Here is a 16,846-nt window from a genome sequence, read left to right on the forward strand (position 1 = left end):
AATCCCGCAGGGGCGCTTTTCCTTTTAGATGCAAAAATCTCACATGGCGGCGACGATGAGGCCCTCTTCGCCCACAGTGACGGCGATGTCGGTGGGCGGGGCGGCAAACTGCTGCACAATGAGCTCGCTCACCGGGTCCTCCACCTCGCGGCGGATGCACTTGGCAATGCTGCGGGCGCCGGCCTTCTCGTCAAAGGCCTTCTGGGCGATGAAGCGCAGGGCGTCGTCGCCGTAGCGCAGGGCAATCCCCCGCTTGGCGATCGACTCGGCCAGCTCCTTCATCTGCATCCCGGCGATCTTGGCGTACTGCTCCACGTTCAGGGGGTCAAAGACGATGATCTCGTCCACCCGGCCCAAAAACTCGGGGCGCAGGAACTCGGAGAGGGACTTCTTGGCGTTCTCGCGGGAGACCTCGGCCTTGGTCTTGGCAAAGCCCATGGCGTTCTGGTTGCGCTCGCTGCCGGCGTTGGAAGTCATGACGATGATGGTCTTTTCAAAGTTGACCCGGCGGCCGTGGGCGTCGGTGATGCGGCCCTCGTCGAGGATCTGCAGGAGGATGTTGAGGACGTCGGGGTGGGCCTTCTCGATCTCGTCCAGGAGGATGACCGAGTAGGGCTTGCGCCGCACCTTTTCGGTGAGCTGCCCGGCCTCGTCGTAACCCACATACCCCGGAGGGGAGCCGATGATCTTGGAGACCGAGTGCTTCTCCATGTACTCGGACATATCCAGCCGGATGAGGGGGTCCACCGAGTCGAAGAGGATGGAGGACATGACCTTCACCAGCTCGGTCTTCCCCACCCCGGTGGGGCCCACAAAGATGAAGGAGGCGGGGCGGTGTTTGTCGGTCAATTGCACCCGGTGGCGCTTGATGGCCTTGCAGAGCTGGTCCACCGCCTCGTCCTGGCCGACGATCTTCTGGTGGATGGCCTCCTTCAAGCCGGCGACCTTCTGCAGTTCGGTCTCCTTGATTTTGGAGGCGGGGATGCCGGTCCAGAGTTGGATGACGGTGGCCAGGTCGTCCTCGGTCACCTGCACCGAGCAGGCCGCGGGCTCCAGCTCCAGCAGCCGGTCTTTGAGCTGCAGCACCCGGCTCTTGACCTCGGCCAGCCGCTCGTAGTCGATCTCCTCCCCCTTCTCCTGGGCGCTCTCGATGTCCCGCTGCTCCTGCTGCAGGGCGTCGTACTCCTTGCCCAGCTTCTCGTACTCGGCCAGCTCCTTGCTGGCCAGGGAGGCGCAGGCGCAGGCCTCGTCGATCAGGTCGATGGCCTTGTCGGGGAGGAAGCGGTCGGTTATGTAGCGCTCGGACATCTCCACGGCGGCGGCGACGATGTTGTCGCTGAGCTTGACCTTGTGGTAGCGCTCGTAGTACTGCTTGATGCCCCGCAGCACCTCGGTGGCGTCCTCGATCGAGGGCTCCTCCACCTTGACCGGCTGGAAGCGGCGCTCCAGGGCGGCGTCCTTCTCGATGTACTTGCGGTACTCGTCGTAGGTGGTGGCGCCGATGACCTGGATCTCTCCCCGGGAGAGGGCGGGCTTTAAGATGTTGGCGGCGTTCATCGACCCCTCGGAGTCGCCGGTGCCCACCAGGTTGTGGATCTCGTCGATGAAGAGGATGATGTTGCCCAGGCCCTTGACCTCGCTGATGAGGCCCTTCATCCGGCTCTCGAACTGGCCCCGGAACTGGGTGCCCGCCACCAGGGAGGTCAAGTCCATCAGGTAGATCTCCTTGTCGGCCAGCCGGGCGGGGACGTTGCCCGAGGCGATGCGCTGGGCGATCCCCTCGGCGATGGCGGTCTTGCCGACGCCGGGCTCGCCGATGAGGCAGGGGTTGTTCTTGGTGCGGCGGGAGAGAATCTGGGTCACCCGGTAGACCTCGCTGTCCCGGCCGACGATGTTGTCCAGCTTCCCGTCGAGCGCCTTCTGGGTGAGGTTTTCACAGTAGGTGTCCAGGTACTTGCGCTTGGGGCGCACCTCTCCCTTTTTCTTCTTTGAGGGCTGTTTCTGGCCCTCCTTGGGGGGCTCGGCGCTGGTCTCCGGCACCTCGCCGTTTTGGAACATGTTGAGGAAGGGGAAGGTGGCGGAGCCGCCGGCCTCAAAGTCGGACTCCTCCCCCTCGGGGCTCTGGCCGGCCAGCTCCATGAGCTGCTCGCTCATGGCCTCGATGTCGTCGTCCCCAATGCCCATTTTATCCAGCAGGTCGTTGACCGGTTTGACCCCCAGCTCTTTGGCGCAGGTGAGACAGAGGCCCTCGTTGATGGTCTTGTCCCCCTCCATCCGGGTCATAAAGACCACGGCCATACGTTTTTTACAGCGCGAACAAAGCATAACAATAACTCCTAAATTTGAAGGCTCCCGCCGGGCAAAGCCGCCCGGGGGCGCGGAATAACGAGACTATTATACACCAATCTGGTAAAAAAGGGTACTGGAATCATCAAGAAAACGGGAGAGCACACGCCCTCCCGCCTACAAATCGATCCTTCCCTGGTGCCCGAAGGACAGTATACCAAATATCCTCCCTAAATAAATGGACCCATTTTGTAGAAAATGTTAAAAAGATATGACTGGGAGATGACCTCGCTGTTGACGCCCGGCCAGCCCCCGGTGAGGGAGATGAGCAGCCCCAGCACCGCCGCCGCCAGAAAGAGGACGAGGCAGCCCTGCAGCACCCCCAGCAGCGCCCCCAGAAAGTGGTTGGCCCCGCTGATGAGGGGGAGGTGGTTGAAGATGTCGAAGGCCCGGGCGATGAGCCCCACGGCGATGCCGAAGAGGATGAGAAAGACCAGGAAGAAGGCCATGTGCAGGGCCATCACCACCACCGGCCCGCAGGCGTAGTCGGTGACGGCGGCGGCCATCCCCTCCACCCCTTTGGAGAGGGACTGTTCCAGCTGGTGGGCGGCGATCTGCCCCTCCTCGCCGCTGAGGTGGGCCAGCCAGCCGGCCCACTTCCCCATCCCCTGCTGGAGGGCGGCCCCCGTGCCGGTGCCGGTAAAGCCCTGCAGGTTTTGCAGCACGCTGTCGTAGACCGGCTGGCGGACAAAGTGGGCAAAGACCCAGCGGGCCGCCGGCTCGCTGGCAAAATAGGCCCCGACCAGGGCCGCCAGCCCCCCCACAAAGCTCACCAGGGTGCGCATAAAGCCCCGCTTGGCGGCCGTGCAGGCGGCGATGATGACGATGAGCAGGGCGGCCAAATCGTAGAGCAGCCAAATCACGCGCATTCTCCTCTCTCAGCGGTCGGCCCTGGGGCGGGCGGGTTTCGCGGGCGTTCCCCCTTCTCCCACCCCAGGACAGGGGTTGAAGGGGCTACAGGGTCAGTTTTTCCAGGCTGTCGTTGGTCTGCACGAAAAGGGTCTTGCCGGCGCCGCTCAAGTCCAGACAGGGCTTGCCGATGTCGGTGGTGGAGAGGACGGTGCCGTCCTTTTTGTAGACGGTGAGGTCGCTGTGGCCGAGGACCGCGATCTTCCCCCCGGAGGCGTAGACCCCCACGATCTCGCGGCCCACCTCCACCGTGGCCTTGACCTGGCCCTTCTGCCCCACCAGCAGCACCTTGTTCAGGTGGCTCTGGGTGTTGTCCCCCAGGGCCACGGCGTAGTCGCCGCCGCCGATGGCGCCGATGGCGAGGACACTGCCCTCAAAGGCGGTGCTCCCCGCCAGGGAGCCGTCCTTTTTCAGCGCGAAGACCTGGTCGTCGCAGACCAGTTGGATAGTGCTGCCCTCCCACCGCATCTGCAGGGCGAGGGAGCCGGGGAACTCGGTGCGGGAGAGCTCCTCCTCCCGGTGGATGTTCAGGGCGTAGACCACGGTGGTGACCCGCCCGTCCACCGCATTGACGCAGGCCACCGCCAAATTCCCCCCGCTGCCCATGGACACCGAGAGGATGTACTCCTTGGAGGAGGACCAGCCAAAGACCAGCTGTTGGTTGCGGTCGTAGACCGAGACCTGGCCCAGGTATCGGTCAGAGCCGGTGGCCACCGCCACGTTGCCGCTGGCGTCCACGTCGGCGTCGACGATAGTCATCTCGGCGGTCTTTTTGTAGACCTGGGTGGTCTTGGAGTAGAGGGCAAACTCCCGGTTGCCCCGGTCAAAGACCACCGTGTTCCCCCCCCGCACCTTCATCTGGGGCTCGTCCATGCTGTGGGGGATATTCTTCACCTGTTTGGCGGTCTTGTTGTAGGTGATGATCTCGCTGTCGGTCAGCACCTCCAGCGCCCCCATGGTGGAGCACTGCAGGTCCCTGGGGACCCCGCTGCCCAGATCCAGGGGGTAGCCCTCCCCCTTTTGCAGGTTGGAGGTCATGTTACCCCAGACGGCGCCCAGGTTTTCCGCCGTGAGGAGGTGGCGGTAGCTGTACCCCACCACCAGCACCACCGCCAACAGGGCCAGCAGGACCAGCTTTTTGACGGTCTTCTTCCGCTTTTTCTTGCGGCGGGCAAGTTCGATGTCAGAGAGTTCCCGCACGGGGAGTCACCTTCTTTCTCACCAGAGTGTGGGGGCCAGGGAGCGCACCGCTTCCCAGCCGGGGAGGTCGTAAAAGACCCGGTCTAAGTAGAGGCCCCGGGCCGGGGCGGTCTGCCCGGCCTGCAGCCGGTCCCTGCCGGCCAGGAGGGCGCAGACGTCGTCGGGGAGGAGGCCCCGCGCCATCTCCACCGCGGTGCCCACCAGGATGCGCACCATGTTGTAGAGAAAGCCGTCGGCCCGGGCGGTGAAGATCAGCCGCGGCCCCTCCCGGCGCACCGAGAACTCCTCCAGACAGCGGACGGTGTCCTCCTGCTCGGTCTTGGGGGAGCAGACGGCCCGAAAGTCGCGGCGGCCCTCAAACTGGCGGCAGATGGCGTTCAGCCGCCCCTCGTCCAGCCGCCCGGCCTGCTGCCAGCAGAGGTCGGCCCCGAAGGGGGGGCGGCAGTGGCTCTCCAGCAGGCGGTAGCTGTACGCCTTGCCCAGGCAGTCGTAGCGGGGGTGAAAGCCCGCCGGCACCTCCCTGGCGTGATAGACGGCGATGTCCGGCGGGAGGTGAAAGTTCAGCGCCAGGGGCAGTTTTTCGCAGGGGATCGGCCGCTCGGTGCCAAAGGAGAGGCAGAACATGTTGGCGTGCACCCCCGCGTCGGTGCGGGAGCAGCCCTTCACGTCGGGCCGGTGGCCCAGCACCCGCTCCAGCGCGTCCTGGATGGCCGCGCAGACGCTGGGGGCGTTTTTTTGCACCTGAAAGCCGTGGTAGGCGGTGCCCCGGTAGCACAGGGCGATGAGGATGTTTCGCATAGGCCCCTCCCGTGGGTGGTTTAGAGGTAGTTGAGCAGGATGCAGCCGGTCACCACCGCGGCCATGCAGAGGGTGGCGCCGCCGTCCACCAGCCGCAGTTTGAGCTGCTTCATCCGGGTGCGGCCCTCGCCCCCCCGGTAGCAGCGGCACTCCATGGCCAGGGCCAGCTCGTCGGCCCGGCGGAAGGAGGAGACGAAGAGGGGGATGAGGATGGGGATGAGGGATTTGACCCGCTTCATCAGCCCGCCGGAGTCGATGTCGGCCCCGCGGGACTTCTGGGCGGCCATGATCTTGTCGGTCTCCTCCACCAGGGTGGGGATGAAGCGCAGGGTGATGGTCATCATCATCGCCAGCTCGTGGGCGGGGAAGTGGAGCTTGCTCAGGGGGCTGAGCAGCCGCTCCAACCCGTCGGTGAGGGCGATGGGCGAGGTGGTGTAGGTCAGCAGAGAGGTGCCGGCGATGAGGCAGACGATGCGCACCGACATGACGGCGGCAAAGCGCAGCCCCTCCCAGGTGATGTGAAAGACCCAGAACTCCCAGATGGGCTCGCCGGTGACAAAGAACATGTTGAGGACGCCGGTGAAGAGCACCAGGGGGATGACCGGCTTGAGGCTGCGCAGGATGACCTTGAGCTTGATTTTGGCCAGGGCGTAGCAGAAGACCAGAAAGGCCCCCGCCAGCAGGTAGCCCCAAAAGCTGTTTGTCAGAAAGAGGGCCACCACATAGGCGATGGTCAGCAGCAGCTTGACCCGCGGGTCCATCCGGTGCAGGGGGGAGTGGCCGGTGAAGTACTGGCCGATGGTGATGTCCTTGATCATCTCGCCGCCCCCCTCTCCGCCAACAGGCGCAAAATCTCCCCTTTGGCCTGGGCCACGGTGTAGACGGTGTCGCTCACCGAGTAGCCCCGCTGCCGCAGGGCCCTGAACACCTGGGTGATCTGGGGGATGCCCAGTCCGATGGCGCGGATCTCCTCGGCCCGGGAGAAGACCTCGTCCACCGTGCCGTAGAGGAGCACCCCGGTGTCGTTGAGCACCAGCACCTTGGTGGCGAATTTGGCCACGTCCTCCATCGAGTGGGAGACCAGCAGCACCGTGTTCCCCTTTTCGGCGTGATAGGCCTTGATCTGGCCCAGGATCATGTCCCGGCCCCGGGGGTCGAGGCCGGCGGTGGGCTCGTCGAGGATCAAGACCTCGGGGTCCATGGCCAGCACCCCGGCAATGGCCACCCGGCGCTTCTGCCCGCCGGAGAGCTCAAAGGGGGACTTGTCCAGCATCTCCTCCCCCAAGCCCACAAAGCGGGCCGCGTCCCGCACCCGGGCGTCTACCTCTTCCTCCGAAAGGCCCATGTTCTTGGGGCCAAAGGAGATGTCCTTGTAGACGCTCTCCTCAAAGAGCTGGTACTCGGGGTACTGAAAGCAGAGCCCCACCTTGAAGCGGAACCTGCGGAGCTGCTCTTTGTCCTGCCAGATGTCCTCCCCGTCGATGAGGACCTGGCCCGAAGTGGGCCGCAGCAGCCCGTTGAGCTGCTGGATGAGGGTAGATTTGCCCGAGCCGGTCTGGCCGATGACCCCCACGAACTCCCCCCGCTCGATCTGCAAGTTGACGTCCCGAAGGGCGACCTTCTCCGTCGGCAGGCCGGGGTTGTAGACATACCCCAGACCCCGGGTCTCGATCACCGGCGCGCTCATCTGTCCACCTCCCCCAACAGGCCGCAGAGGGCCTCGACACAGTCCTCCACCGAGAGGGCGTCCTCGGGGCAGTCGATCCCCTCGCGGCGCAGCTGGTGGAGCAGTTCGGCGGTCTGGGGCACGTCCAGGCCGATGGCCTGCAGCTCCTCCACCCGGGCAAAGACCGCCGCCGGGCTGTCGTCCATCAAAATTTCGCCGTCGTTCATCACCACCACCCGGTCGGCCTGGGCGGCCTCGTCCATGTAGTGGGTGATGAGGACCACCGTCATCCCCGCCCGGTTGAGTTCGCGCAGGGTGGCGAGGATGCGGCGGCGGCCGTGGGGGTCGAGCATGGCGGTGGGCTCGTCGAGGACGATGCAGTCCGGGCCCATGGCCAGCACCCCGGCGATGGCCACCCGCTGTTTCTGCCCGCCGGAGAGCTGGTAGGTGGCGCTCTCCCGCCGGCTCGCCATCCCGGTCTGTTCCAGGGCCCAGTTCACCCGCTGGCGGATCTCCTCCGGCGGGACGCCCAGGTTTTCGGGGGCGAAGGCCACGTCCTCCTCGACGATGGTGGCGACGATCTGGTTGTCGGGGTTTTGAAAGACCATCCCCACCTTCTGGCGGATGTCGAAGATCCGCTCGTCGTCGCGGGTGTCGATCCCCTCGACCAAGACCGTCCCCTCGGTGGGGAGGAGGATGCCGTTGAGGTGCTTGGCCAGGGTGGATTTGCCGCAGCCGTTGTGCCCCAAAACAGCCAAGAACTGGCCGCCCGGCACCGAGAGGGAGAGGTCTTTGAGGACGGTTTCGCCCTGCTGCCCCTCCCTGCTGTACCGGAAGACCAGGTCTCTGCACTCGAGTAAGTTCTCTGCCATTTTCTCCAATGTATCTCCTAACTGGTTGTCTGTGCGGGGAGGACCCCGCCGCGCGGTCCCGTCCCCCCCTGCCGGGCAGAGGGGTTCCAGGCCGAATCAAGGGTCGCCGGAGCGGGCGGGATGTGCGCGCCCGCCCCGGCGGTGTTTGGGTCCGCGCCAGCGCGCGGCCCCCTTTCCATGCAAAAAAATGCTCTGTCCCCGGCCACACCGTTTCACCGGGAGCGGGAGACCCGCCTGTTTCCGACAGCGCCGTCCCGCCGGAATGCTCCCGGAAGCGGGACACAAGCCGGTTTGCCGGGGGAAGACTGCCAGACGGCAGTCGACAGGCGGAGGGTGTCAAGGCGCAAATGCCTTTGGGACCGGGAATTTGCCCATTCCCGACAGCCCTACCCCGCTGGGGAACTCCCAGCGATGGGACAACGCCCGGCCGGGAAATTCCCAGCAGCGGGACACGGTCCGGTTTTGCCAAGGGCAAAATCGCCAAGCGGTGTTTGGCGAAGAGCGGTGTCAAAGCGCAAACGCCATCAGGTACCGGGAAGCCGCTCGCTCTCGACGGCCCCGCCTTGCCGGGGAACTCCCAGCAGCGGCACACGGCCCGGTTTTGCCAGGGGAAAAACCGCCAAACAGTGGTTGACAAAGAGCGGTGTCAAAGCGCAAACGCCGCCAGGTACTGGGAAGCCGCTCGCTCCCGACGGCCCCGCCTTGCTGGGGAATTCCCAGCAGCGGGACATGGCCCGGTTTTGCCAAGGGCAAAATCGCCAAACAGCGGTTGGCGAAGGGGGGCGTCAAAGTGCAAACGTCACCGGGCACCGGGAAGCCGCCCACTCCGACAGTACTACCTCACCGGGGCGCTCCCAGCAGCGGGGCACGGCCCAATTTTGCCAGGGGCAAAATCGCCAAATGGCGGTTGGCAAAGAGCGGTGCCAAAGCGCAAGCGCCGCCGGGCACCGGGAAACTGCCCACTCCCGACAACACCGCCTCACCGGGGCGCTCCCAGCAGCGGGACACGGCCCGGTTTTGCCAAAGGCAAAATCGCCAAACGGTGTTTGGCGAAAGGCTGTGTCAAAGCTCAAACGCTTTCGGCGTTTGAGCGGAGCCAGAGCGCCGTGTTCCCGCAGGGGAGGGCCAGGCCGGTGGACTGCACCGGCAGGCCGATCTCGTCCGCCTCCACCCGGCCGCCCCGGCGGGGGATGAGGACGGCCCCCAGCAGGTGGGCCATCACCGAGGGGGAGAGGCCGGTGGTGTAGCTGTTGAGGGCAAAGAAGAGGGGGGCGTCGGAGAGCACCTGTTCGCAGAGGCAGACCAGGTCGTAGATCTGGTCCTCCAACTTCCACACCTCGCCTCCCGGCCCCCGGCCGTAGGAGGGCGGGTCCATGATGACGGCGTCGTAGCGGTTGCCCCGCCGGATCTCGCGGGCGACAAACTTCTCGCAGTCGTCCACGATCCAGCGGATGGGGCGCTCGCCCAGGCCGGAGAGGGCCGCGTTCTCCCGCGACCAGGCCACCATCCCCTTGGAGGCGTCCACGTGGCAGACGCTGGCCCCGGCCGCCGCGCAGGCCAGGGTGGCCCCGCCGGTGTAGGCAAAGAGGTTGAGCACCTTCACCGGGCGGCCGGCGGCGCGGATCAGGCCGTCGAAGAGGTCCCAGTTGGCGGCCTGTTCGGGGAAGAGGCCGGTGTGCTTAAAGCCGGTGGGGGAGATTTTAAAGGTCAGCTCCCGGTAGCGGATCTGCCAGCTCTCGGGGAGCTTTTTGCGGTACTCCCAGCGGCCGCCGCCGGTCTTGGAGCGGAGGTAGCGGGCGTCGGCCCTGTCCCAGAGGGCGGGGTCTTTCGGGGTGTTCCAGATGATCTGCGGGTCGGGGCGGATGAGGAGTTTGTCGCCCCACCGCTCCAACTTCTCCCCGCCGGAGCAGTCCAGCACCTGGTAGTCCCGCCAGTTCGCAGCCGGGCGCACGGCTTACAGCTGCCCCCGGATGGCGTCGGCGATGGCCTCGCCGATGCGCTGGATCTGGGCGTCGTCCTTCCCTTCGAGCATCACCCGCACCAGCGGCTCGGTGCCAGAGGCGCGCACCAGGATGCGGCCGCTCTCCCCCAGCTCGCTCTCGCCCGCGGCGATGGCGGCGGCCACCGCCGGGTTGGCGGCGATGTCCTTTTTGTCGCTGGGCACCTCCAGGTTGATGAGCACCTGGGGGTAGACCGCCATCACCGACGCCAACTCGCTGGCGCGGCGGCCGCTCTGGGCCAGCGTCTGCAACAGCTGCGAGGCCGAGAGCTGGCCGTCGCCGGTGGTCACGTGGTCCAAAAAGATGATGTGGCCCGACTGCTCGCCGCCGATGTTGTAGCCCTCTTTGAGCATCTCCTCCAGAACGTAGCGGTCGCCCACGGTGGTGACGGCGGTCTCGATGCCGTTGTTCTTGGCAAACTCGAAAAAGCCCATGTTGGTCATGACGGTGATCACCGCCGTGTCCCGCTTGAGCTGGCCGCTCTTCTTGAGGGCCTTGGCGAAGATGGCGATCATCTTGTCGCCGTCGATGAGCTCGCCGGTCTCGTCCACCGCCAGGCAGCGGTCGGCGTCGCCGTCAAAGGCCACCCCGATGTCGCAGCCGTTTTCCACCACGCACCGCTGCAGCCCCTCGATGTGGGTGGAGCCGCACTGCAGGTTGATGTTGGTGCCGTCGGGCCGGTCGTTGATGATGGTGCAGGAGGCCCCCAGGGCGGTGAAGAGCTTGTGGGCGGTGGCGCTGGCCGAGCCGTTGGCGCAGTCGATGGCCACCTTGAGCCCGGCGGCCGCCCGCTCCTCCACGGTGGAGAGGATGTGGGCCACGTAGTCCTCCACCGCGGTGGTGCTGACGTGGACCTTGCCGATCTCGGTGCCGGTCTTGAGGGTCAGCTTCTCCGGGTGGTCGATGTGGTCCTCGATCTCGGCCTCGATGGCGTCGGGCAGTTTGAAGCCCTGGCCGTTAAAGATCTTGATGCCGTTGAACTCCACCGGGTTGTGGGAGGCGGAGATCATCACCCCGGCGTCGGCGCCGTAGGCCCCCACCAGATAGGCGACGGCGGGGGTGGGGACCACCCCCAGCAGCTCCACGTCGGCCCCCACCGAACAGAGGCCGGCCGCCAGGGCCGACTCCAGCATGTCCGAGGACATGCGGGTGTCCTTGCCGATGATGATCCGCGCCTTCTTGTGGCTGTGCTCGGTGAGCACGGTGGCCGCAGCGCGGCCGATGGCCAGCGCCATCTCGCAGGTCAGTTCGCTGGTGTTGGCGACGCCGCGCACACCGTCGGTCCCAAAGTACTTGCCCATTTTCGATTCCTCCAAAATGAATTCTCTATAAGATACCACCAGGATATGAACAAATTGCAAAAAGCGGACGCCTTTTGCCCCGGCAGCCGTGTTTTTTTACCGATTTTGCCCCGTTTTAGACCAGCCGCTGCTGGCCGTCGTCGGCCGGCGGGGCCTGCCGGGGGTCGGGGAGCCCCAGGTGGGCGTAGGCCTTGGCGGTGGCCACCCGCCCCCGGGGGGTGCGGCCCAAAAAGCCCAGCTGGATGAGGAAGGGCTCGATGACGTCCTCGATGGTCACCGACTCCTCCCCCATGGCGGCGGCCAGGGTGTCCAGCCCCACCGGCCCCCCGCCGTAGTTGTGGATCATGATCTCCAGCATCCGCCGGTCGTTCTGGTCCAGGCCCAGGGGGTCGATCTCCAGCCGGGAGAGGGCCTCGTCGGCGATCTGGTCGGTGATGACCCCGTCGCCCATGACCTGGGCGAAGTCCCGCACCCGCTTGAGCAGTCGGTTGGCGATGCGGGGGGTCCCCCGGGAGCGGACAGCCAGCTCCCGGGCGCCCCCCTCCTCGCAGGGGATCTCCAGGATGGCCGCCGAGCGGGAGACGATCTTCTGCAGTTCGGAGTGGGTGTACATCTCCAGCCGCAGCACTACCCCGAACCGGTCCCGCAGGGGGGCGGTCAGCTGTCCGGCGCGGGTGGTGGCCCCGATGAGGGTGAAGGGGGGCAGGTCGATGCGGATGGAGCGGGCGCTGGGACCCTTGCCCACGATGATGTCCAGGGCATAGTCCTCCATCGCCGGGTAGAGCACCTCCTCGACGCTGCGGTTGAGGCGGTGGATCTCGTCGATAAAGAGGATGTCCCCGGCGGATAGGTTGGTCAGCAGGGCCGCCAGGTCCCCCGGCTTCTCGATGGCCGGGCCGGAGGTGATGCGGATGCCCACGTTCATCTCGTTTGCGACAATGCAGGCCAGGGTGGTCTTGCCCAGGCCGGGAGGGCCGTAGAGGAGGAGGTGGTCCAGCGGTTCGCCCCGCTTCTTGGCCGCCTCGATAAAGACCGAGAGGTTTTCCTTGGCCTTGGTCTGGCCCACATACTCCTCCAGGGTGCGGGGGCGGAGGTTTTGCTCCAACTGGGCCTCGTCGGGGGTGTACTCGGGGGTGACCAGCCGGTTTTCATAGTCCATCTCACAATTGTCCACAGGCGCGCTACCTCCTTCCCGCCAGGGCCTTGAGGGCCCCCTTGATCAGCTCTTCCACCGGCAGGCTCTGCTCCAGCTTGGAGACCGCCAGCGCCGCCTCGGACTGGGTGTAGCCCAGGGAGGTGAGGGCGGCCACGGCCTGTCCCACCTCACTGTCCTCCCCGGCGGGGGTGATGTCCTCCAGCGAGACCCCCTGGCCGCCCCCGAAGTCAAGGCCCTTGATTTTGTCCTTGAGTTCGAGGACGATGCGGTTGGCCAGCTTCTGCCCCACCCCGGGGGCGGCCGTCAGGCTCTTGGCGTCGGAACTGGCGATGCAGAGGAGCACCCGGTCGGGGGGGTAGCTGGAGAGGATGGAGAGGGCGTTTCGCGGCCCCACCCCCGAGACGGTCACCAGCAGTTGAAAGCAGGAGAGCTCGGCCTGGGTGGAAAAGCCGTAGAGGTCGAGGGCGTCCTCCTTCACCGCCAGATGGGTGTAGAGGGTGGCCGTCTGCCCGGTGCGGGGCAGGTCGGCGATGGTGTTGCGGGTGGTCTTGCAGGAAAAGCCTACCCCGCCGCAGTTGATGACGGCCAGCTTGTCGGTCTTGACGGCCACCTCGCCGGTGAGGCTGTAAATCACGGGCACATGTCCCCTTTCTCGGCTTGTAAAATGGACGGTTTGCTATCTGCGCCCCTGGCGGGCGATGGCCGCCTGCAACAGGGAGCCGGAGCTGTGGGCGTGGCAGATGGCCACGGCCAGGGCGTCGGCGGTGTCGTCTGGTTTGGGGACGGCCTTCAGGTTGAGGAGGACGCGGGTCATCTCCATCACCTGGCTCTTGACGGCCTTGCCGTAGCCCACCACCGCCTGTTTGACCTGCATGGGGGTGTACTCGGCCACCGGCACCCCCCGCTGGGCCGCCGCCAGGAGGACCACCCCCCGGGCCTGGGCCACGTCGATGCCGGTGGTCTTGTTGTTGGTGAAGTAGAGCTTTTCCACCGACATGCAGTCGGGCCGATGGAGGTCGAGGATGCAGCACATCTCCTCGTAGATGGTGCACAGCCGCCCGCCAAAGGGGGTGTGGGCCGGGGTGAGGATGGCCCCGTAGTCCAGGGTGGTAAAGCGGTTGGCCCGGTACTCCACCACCCCGTAGCCCACGATGGCATAGCCGGGGTCAATGCCCAGAATCTTCATACGCACACTTCTCCATCTTAGAATTTGAACGGTATCAGTATAGCACAAACTCCCCGGCGCAACAACCGGAAAAGCGGCCCTGCCCCAGGGGGAACGAGAAGCCCCCTCCCCCGCCCGACGGGTGGGCCGGCAGGGGGGCAAGGGCGGCCCGCGCCGGCCTTCCCCCCGGATCCTCCGCCCCCCCTCAGAGCAGCCCGGGAAAGGGGGCGCGCCCGCCCCGCCAAAAAAAGTTGCAAAAAATGAAAAAAAGGACTTGCTTTTTTCACCGCCTTGTACTATAATTTCAACCACAGGACAAGAGACGTTAAAGTTCTTTTAACAATCTGGTTCTGTTCTTTTTCCGAATGGACAAAGGTCATATGGACGATTAACTCAGCTGGTAGAGTGTCTGCTTGACGTGCAGGAAGTCGGGGGTTCGAGTCCCTCATCGTCCACCAGGGGTGCTGTTCCTGCAATAGCGGGGGCGGCATTTTTTTGCGCCCATTTCCCGCCGACGGCCAAGGGGGCCGCCTGGACGAATGCTCGTCCGGGCGGCCCCTTTTTCTTTTCCCCTACTCTTCCCTTTTCCTGCTCTTGCCCTTGCCCTTGCCCCTCCCCTTTTCTCTTGCCCTTTGCCCCTTTACTTGCCCCGCCAAACCCCCTAGGCTGCGGCCCCGTGGTACCCCCAGCACCGCAGCCACGCCTGGGCGGCCCGGCGCAGGCCCGCCGGCGCGCCCTCGATCTGGAGGATGGCCTTGTAGACCACCGCCCAGAAGGAGCGGCTGTCTCCCGGCAGGGAAATTTGGTATTTCTGTGCGTAGGCCTCGATCCGTCGACGGTCCAGTGAAAAGAGCGCCCGGTCCCTGTCCTCTATGTACTGCTGCATGTTCGCTTCCCCCTTCTCTTGTTGACAGAGAGAGCATTGCCCCAAAATCGCCCCGTTATACCCCCGTCGGCGAGAAAATTTGACAGGCCGGCAATCAGCGCGACATCTTTTATAAAAAAGGAGGCGGAGGCGGCGATCCGACAGGCGGTGGGAGCCGTTGTCAGGGACCGGGCGGGCCGGTTTTTGCTGGTGCGAAAGGTGCGGGTGGACACCCGGCAGGGCGATGGCGCCCCCCAGTAGGGGGTTGTCAAAGGGGGCGCTCGGCCGGGAGGGAGGGCCGAAGGGGCCCTCTGGCGGGGGCTGTGGGAGGAGCCCGGCAGCCGGGCGTTTGTGCTGGAGGCCGCCTTCGCAGAGCCCCTCTCCTTTTCCTTCCCGCCGGAGATGGCGGCGCGTTTGGGCTTTGCCGGGCAGGAGACCCGGATGTTTTTGCTGCACTACACCGGTTGGACCCCTCTGACGCCCGCCGACAGCGAAATCGACGCCCTGGAATTTGTGAGGGGAGAGGAGCTCCTGTGGCGGACGGCCCACCGAGAGAGCCGGGACCCCTTCCTCAAAAACCGAAGAAGAATGAGCCAAAAGTCGCCTCCCCTTTAAATTGGGAGGCGACTTTTGCCCCCCTCTCTTTTCCCTTTTTCCCCCACCCGCCGGCGGCAGCAAACACCTAAGCCTTGCCGGGCAAGAGGGCTTACATCGCTTTGCCGCGCCGCATCGGCCCAAAGGTGCTGGTTCCAATCGACAGCGAGACCGACGCCCTGGAATTCGTGGGGGAAAGATGAGCTCCTGCGGCGGATGGCCCGCCGGGAGAGCCGGGACCCTTCCCCCAAAACCGAAGAAAAATGAGCCAAATCCCCCCTCCCCTTTAAATTGGGAGGCGGCTTTTGCCTCCCTCTTTTCCCTTTTTCCCCCACCCGCCGGCGGCAGCAAATGCCTAACCTTGCCGGGCAGGAGGGCTTGCATCGCTTTGCCGCGCCGCATCGGCCCAAAGGTGCTGGTTCCAATCGACAGCGAGACCGAGGCCCTGGAATTCGCGGGGGAAAGATGAGCTCCCGCGGCAGGTGGCCCACCGGGAGAGCCGGGACCCCTTCCCCAAAAACCGAAGAAAAATGAGCCAAATCCCCCCTTCTCTTTAAAAAGGAAGGGGTTTTCCCGCCGCCATTGCAATGGCCGGCGGCCCCATGTAAAATGGAGGGGAAGATTATTCCCCTCTCTTTTTTGTCCTTCGCCCGTTGCCCTTTACCCGTCGCCCCCACCGGCAGCGGCGGGGGCGGGGCCCACATCTCACCTGAAAAGGGGTTTTTGAACATGTCAAAGAAGATCCTCCTCCTCTCCACTGGGGGCACCATCGCCTCGGCCCCCACCGAACACGGGCTCGCCCCGGCGGTGGACGGGCGGGAACTGCTGTCGCGCATCGCCCCCTCGATACAGCAGTACCAGCTGGAGAGCGAGGACGTGCTCAACCTGGACTCCTCCAACATCCAGCCGGAGGAGTGGCAGGTCATCGCCCGCCGGGTCTACCAGCGGCACCTGGGGTACGACGGGATCGTCATCACCCACGGCACCGACACCATGGCCTACACCGCCTCGGCCTTGAGCTTTATACTGCCGCAGATCCCCATCCCGGTGGTGTTCACCGGCAGCCAACTTCCCCTGGCCGACCCCCTTTCCGACGCCTGGGAAAACCTGCGCGACGCCTTTGCCATGGCCGCCAGCGGCCAGCCGGGCATCTTCCTCTGCTTCAACCGCAAGGTGTCCCTGGGCTGTCGGGCGGTGAAGGTGCGCACCACCGGCTTTGACGCCTTTGAGAGCGTCAACTGCCCCTACGCCGCCAAGGTGGACTCCCGCGGGCTGCGCATCAACCCCTCGGTGGTGCGGCCGGCAGCCGGTCTCTGCCAGCTGAAGGACCAGCTGGACTGCCGGGTCATCCTCATCAAGCTGACCCCCGGCTTCAACCCGGACATCTTCGACATGCTGCTGGGGATGGACTACCGCGGCATCGTCATCGAGGCCTTCGGCATCGGCGGGCTGCACTTCATCCACCGGGACCTGGTGAGCAAGCTGCAAAAGGTGACCGAGGCCGGCATCTCGGTGGTGGTCTGCAGCCAGTGCCTCTACGAGGCCAGCGACTTCTCCGTCTACGAGACCGGCAAGCGGATTTTGGAAAAGGGGGTCATTCAGGGCCGGGACATGACCTCGGTGGCGGCGGTGACCAAGCTGATTTGGGCCCTGGGCCAGACCCAGGACCCCGCCCAGGTGCGGGCCCTCTTCGAGACCGACCTGGCCGGGGAGATCACCCTGGACTGATTTCCCCGCCCTGGCCGCGCAAAAAGTGGGGACGAGGGCGGCGGACACCCGGCACCCACTGGTGCGGAGTCGAAGAGGGCGGTTGAAAAGGGAAAGTGGTTTTCTGCAACTGTCCAGGGCCGATCCCCTCTCTGCCGACGCTCTCTCAAAACGCCGCCGCTCTCACCGCCCCGATGGCGGGGCTTTCATCCCGCCATGCCAGTTTTCCAAAAACAAAAGAGCGCTGGGATCGGGCGATCCCAGCGC

At 65.4% G+C, this 16,846-nt stretch carries 15 protein-coding genes and 1 tRNA gene; 3 read left to right on the forward strand and 13 right to left on the reverse strand.

Translation table 11 applies throughout. The features are described from left to right. Positions 1 to 39: 39 nt before the first annotated feature. The 12 genes from ACTNAU_RS00540 to ruvC form a co-directional block, all read right to left on the reverse strand. On the reverse strand, positions 40 to 2,325 hold the full coding sequence (locus ACTNAU_RS00540; RefSeq protein ID WP_441097206.1) for an AAA family ATPase: 2,286 nt from the start codon (positions 2,323 to 2,325) through the stop codon (positions 40 to 42). 191 nt (positions 2,326 to 2,516) lie between these two features. Further along, on the reverse strand, positions 2,517 to 3,215 hold the full coding sequence (locus tag ACTNAU_RS00545; RefSeq protein WP_441097207.1) for a hypothetical protein: 699 nt from the start codon (positions 3,213 to 3,215) through the stop codon (positions 2,517 to 2,519). 85 nt (positions 3,216 to 3,300) lie between these two features. Beyond that, positions 3,301 to 4,455: a DUF5711 family protein gene (locus ACTNAU_RS00550; RefSeq protein WP_441097208.1), complete on the reverse strand. Its 1,155-nt coding sequence runs from the start codon at positions 4,453 to 4,455 to the stop codon at positions 3,301 to 3,303. 18 nt (positions 4,456 to 4,473) lie between these two features. Then, the gene (gene truA, locus ACTNAU_RS00555) at positions 4,474 to 5,253 is read right to left on the reverse strand and encodes a tRNA pseudouridine(38-40) synthase TruA (protein ID WP_185916484.1); all 780 of its coding nucleotides are present in this window, start codon (positions 5,251 to 5,253) and stop codon (positions 4,474 to 4,476) included. Between the two features lie 20 nt (positions 5,254 to 5,273). Beyond that, complete coding sequence (locus ACTNAU_RS00560) at positions 5,274 to 6,071, reverse strand: energy-coupling factor transporter transmembrane component T family protein (RefSeq protein WP_216402022.1); 798 nt, start codon at positions 6,069 to 6,071, stop codon at positions 5,274 to 5,276. Then, positions 6,068 to 6,940: an energy-coupling factor transporter ATPase gene (locus ACTNAU_RS00565; protein WP_441097209.1), complete on the reverse strand. Its 873-nt coding sequence runs from the start codon at positions 6,938 to 6,940 to the stop codon at positions 6,068 to 6,070. The genes ACTNAU_RS00560 and ACTNAU_RS00565 overlap by 4 nt, the downstream gene beginning before the upstream one ends. Further along, complete coding sequence (locus tag ACTNAU_RS00570; RefSeq protein WP_185916486.1) at positions 6,937 to 7,791, reverse strand: energy-coupling factor transporter ATPase; 855 nt, start codon at positions 7,789 to 7,791, stop codon at positions 6,937 to 6,939. Before ACTNAU_RS00570 ends, ACTNAU_RS00565 begins: the two co-directional genes overlap by 4 nt. A 1,069-nt stretch (positions 7,792 to 8,860) precedes the next feature. Beyond that, positions 8,861 to 9,742 carry a class I SAM-dependent methyltransferase gene (locus ACTNAU_RS00575; RefSeq protein WP_441097210.1) on the reverse strand — a complete coding sequence of 294 codons (882 nt, stop codon included), beginning with the start codon at positions 9,740 to 9,742 and terminating at the stop codon, positions 8,861 to 8,863. Positions 9,743 to 9,745: 3 nt separating this feature from the next. Then, positions 9,746 to 11,092, reverse strand: coding sequence for a phosphoglucosamine mutase (gene glmM, locus ACTNAU_RS00580; RefSeq protein WP_185916488.1), 1,347 nt, complete (start codon positions 11,090 to 11,092; stop codon positions 9,746 to 9,748). A gap of 115 nt (positions 11,093 to 11,207) precedes the next feature. Continuing rightward, complete coding sequence (ruvB, locus tag ACTNAU_RS00585; RefSeq protein ID WP_256136318.1) at positions 11,208 to 12,251, reverse strand: Holliday junction branch migration DNA helicase RuvB; 1,044 nt, start codon at positions 12,249 to 12,251, stop codon at positions 11,208 to 11,210. Between the two features lie 22 nt (positions 12,252 to 12,273). After that, entirely contained in the window at positions 12,274 to 12,882 is a 609-nt protein-coding gene (gene ruvA / locus ACTNAU_RS00590; RefSeq protein ID WP_185916489.1) for a Holliday junction branch migration protein RuvA, read from the reverse strand. A gap of 42 nt (positions 12,883 to 12,924) precedes the next feature. Then, positions 12,925 to 13,434: a crossover junction endodeoxyribonuclease RuvC gene (ruvC, locus tag ACTNAU_RS00595; RefSeq protein ID WP_441097211.1), complete on the reverse strand. Its 510-nt coding sequence runs from the start codon at positions 13,432 to 13,434 to the stop codon at positions 12,925 to 12,927. 361 nt (positions 13,435 to 13,795) lie between these two features. Here ruvC and ACTNAU_RS00600 point away from each other — a divergent pair. Further along, a tRNA-Val gene (locus tag ACTNAU_RS00600) sits at positions 13,796 to 13,871 on the forward strand. A gap of 203 nt (positions 13,872 to 14,074) precedes the next feature. Here the strand turns inward: ACTNAU_RS00600 and ACTNAU_RS00605 are convergent. Then, positions 14,075 to 14,299, reverse strand: coding sequence for a hypothetical protein (locus ACTNAU_RS00605; RefSeq protein WP_441097212.1), 225 nt, complete (start codon positions 14,297 to 14,299; stop codon positions 14,075 to 14,077). Between the two features lie 381 nt (positions 14,300 to 14,680). Between ACTNAU_RS00605 and ACTNAU_RS00610 the strand changes: the two genes are divergently transcribed. Both ACTNAU_RS00610 and ACTNAU_RS00615 read left to right on the forward strand, forming a co-directional pair. After that, positions 14,681 to 14,893 carry a hypothetical protein gene (locus tag ACTNAU_RS00610; protein WP_441097213.1) on the forward strand — a complete coding sequence of 71 codons (213 nt, stop codon included), beginning with the start codon at positions 14,681 to 14,683 and terminating at the stop codon, positions 14,891 to 14,893. A 708-nt stretch (positions 14,894 to 15,601) separates the two neighbouring features. Further along, positions 15,602 to 16,600 (forward strand): asparaginase, encoded by a 999-nt coding sequence (locus ACTNAU_RS00615; protein WP_441097215.1) that lies wholly within the window; start codon positions 15,602 to 15,604, stop codon positions 16,598 to 16,600. Positions 16,601 to 16,846: the final 246 nt, after the last annotated feature.

Origin of the sequence: Bittarella sp. HCP28S3_D9 (genome assembly GCF_052065655.1) — a bacterium.
GTDB classification, from domain to species: domain Bacteria; phylum Bacillota; class Clostridia; order Oscillospirales; family Ruminococcaceae; genus Bittarella; species Bittarella massiliensis.

Excerpts from the sequence above, each read along its gene's own strand:
- ACTNAU_RS00540 (WP_441097206.1), bottom strand. The coding sequence starts at position 2,325 with ATGCTTTGTTCGCGCTGTAAAAAACGTATGGCCGTGGTCTTTATGACC.
- ACTNAU_RS00545 (WP_441097207.1), bottom strand. The coding sequence starts at position 3,215 with ATGCGCGTGATTTGGCTGCTCTACGATTTGGCCGCCCTGCTCATCGTC.
- truA (WP_185916484.1), bottom strand. The coding sequence starts at position 5,253 with ATGCGAAACATCCTCATCGCCCTGTGCTACCGGGGCACCGCCTACCAC.
- ACTNAU_RS00560 (WP_216402022.1), bottom strand. The coding sequence starts at position 6,071 with ATGATCAAGGACATCACCATCGGCCAGTACTTCACCGGCCACTCCCCC.
- ACTNAU_RS00565 (WP_441097209.1), bottom strand. The coding sequence starts at position 6,940 with ATGAGCGCGCCGGTGATCGAGACCCGGGGTCTGGGGTATGTCTACAAC.
- ACTNAU_RS00570 (WP_185916486.1), bottom strand. The coding sequence starts at position 7,791 with ATGGCAGAGAACTTACTCGAGTGCAGAGACCTGGTCTTCCGGTACAGC.
- glmM (WP_185916488.1), bottom strand. The coding sequence starts at position 11,092 with ATGGGCAAGTACTTTGGGACCGACGGTGTGCGCGGCGTCGCCAACACC.
- ruvB (WP_256136318.1), bottom strand. The coding sequence starts at position 12,251 with ATGGACTATGAAAACCGGCTGGTCACCCCCGAGTACACCCCCGACGAG.
- ruvC (WP_441097211.1), bottom strand. The coding sequence starts at position 13,434 with ATGAAGATTCTGGGCATTGACCCCGGCTATGCCATCGTGGGCTACGGG.
- ACTNAU_RS00605 (WP_441097212.1), bottom strand. The coding sequence starts at position 14,299 with ATGCAGCAGTACATAGAGGACAGGGACCGGGCGCTCTTTTCACTGGAC.
- ACTNAU_RS00610 (WP_441097213.1), top strand. The coding sequence starts at position 14,681 with ATGGCGGCGCGTTTGGGCTTTGCCGGGCAGGAGACCCGGATGTTTTTG.
- ACTNAU_RS00615 (WP_441097215.1), top strand. The coding sequence starts at position 15,602 with ATGTCAAAGAAGATCCTCCTCCTCTCCACTGGGGGCACCATCGCCTCG.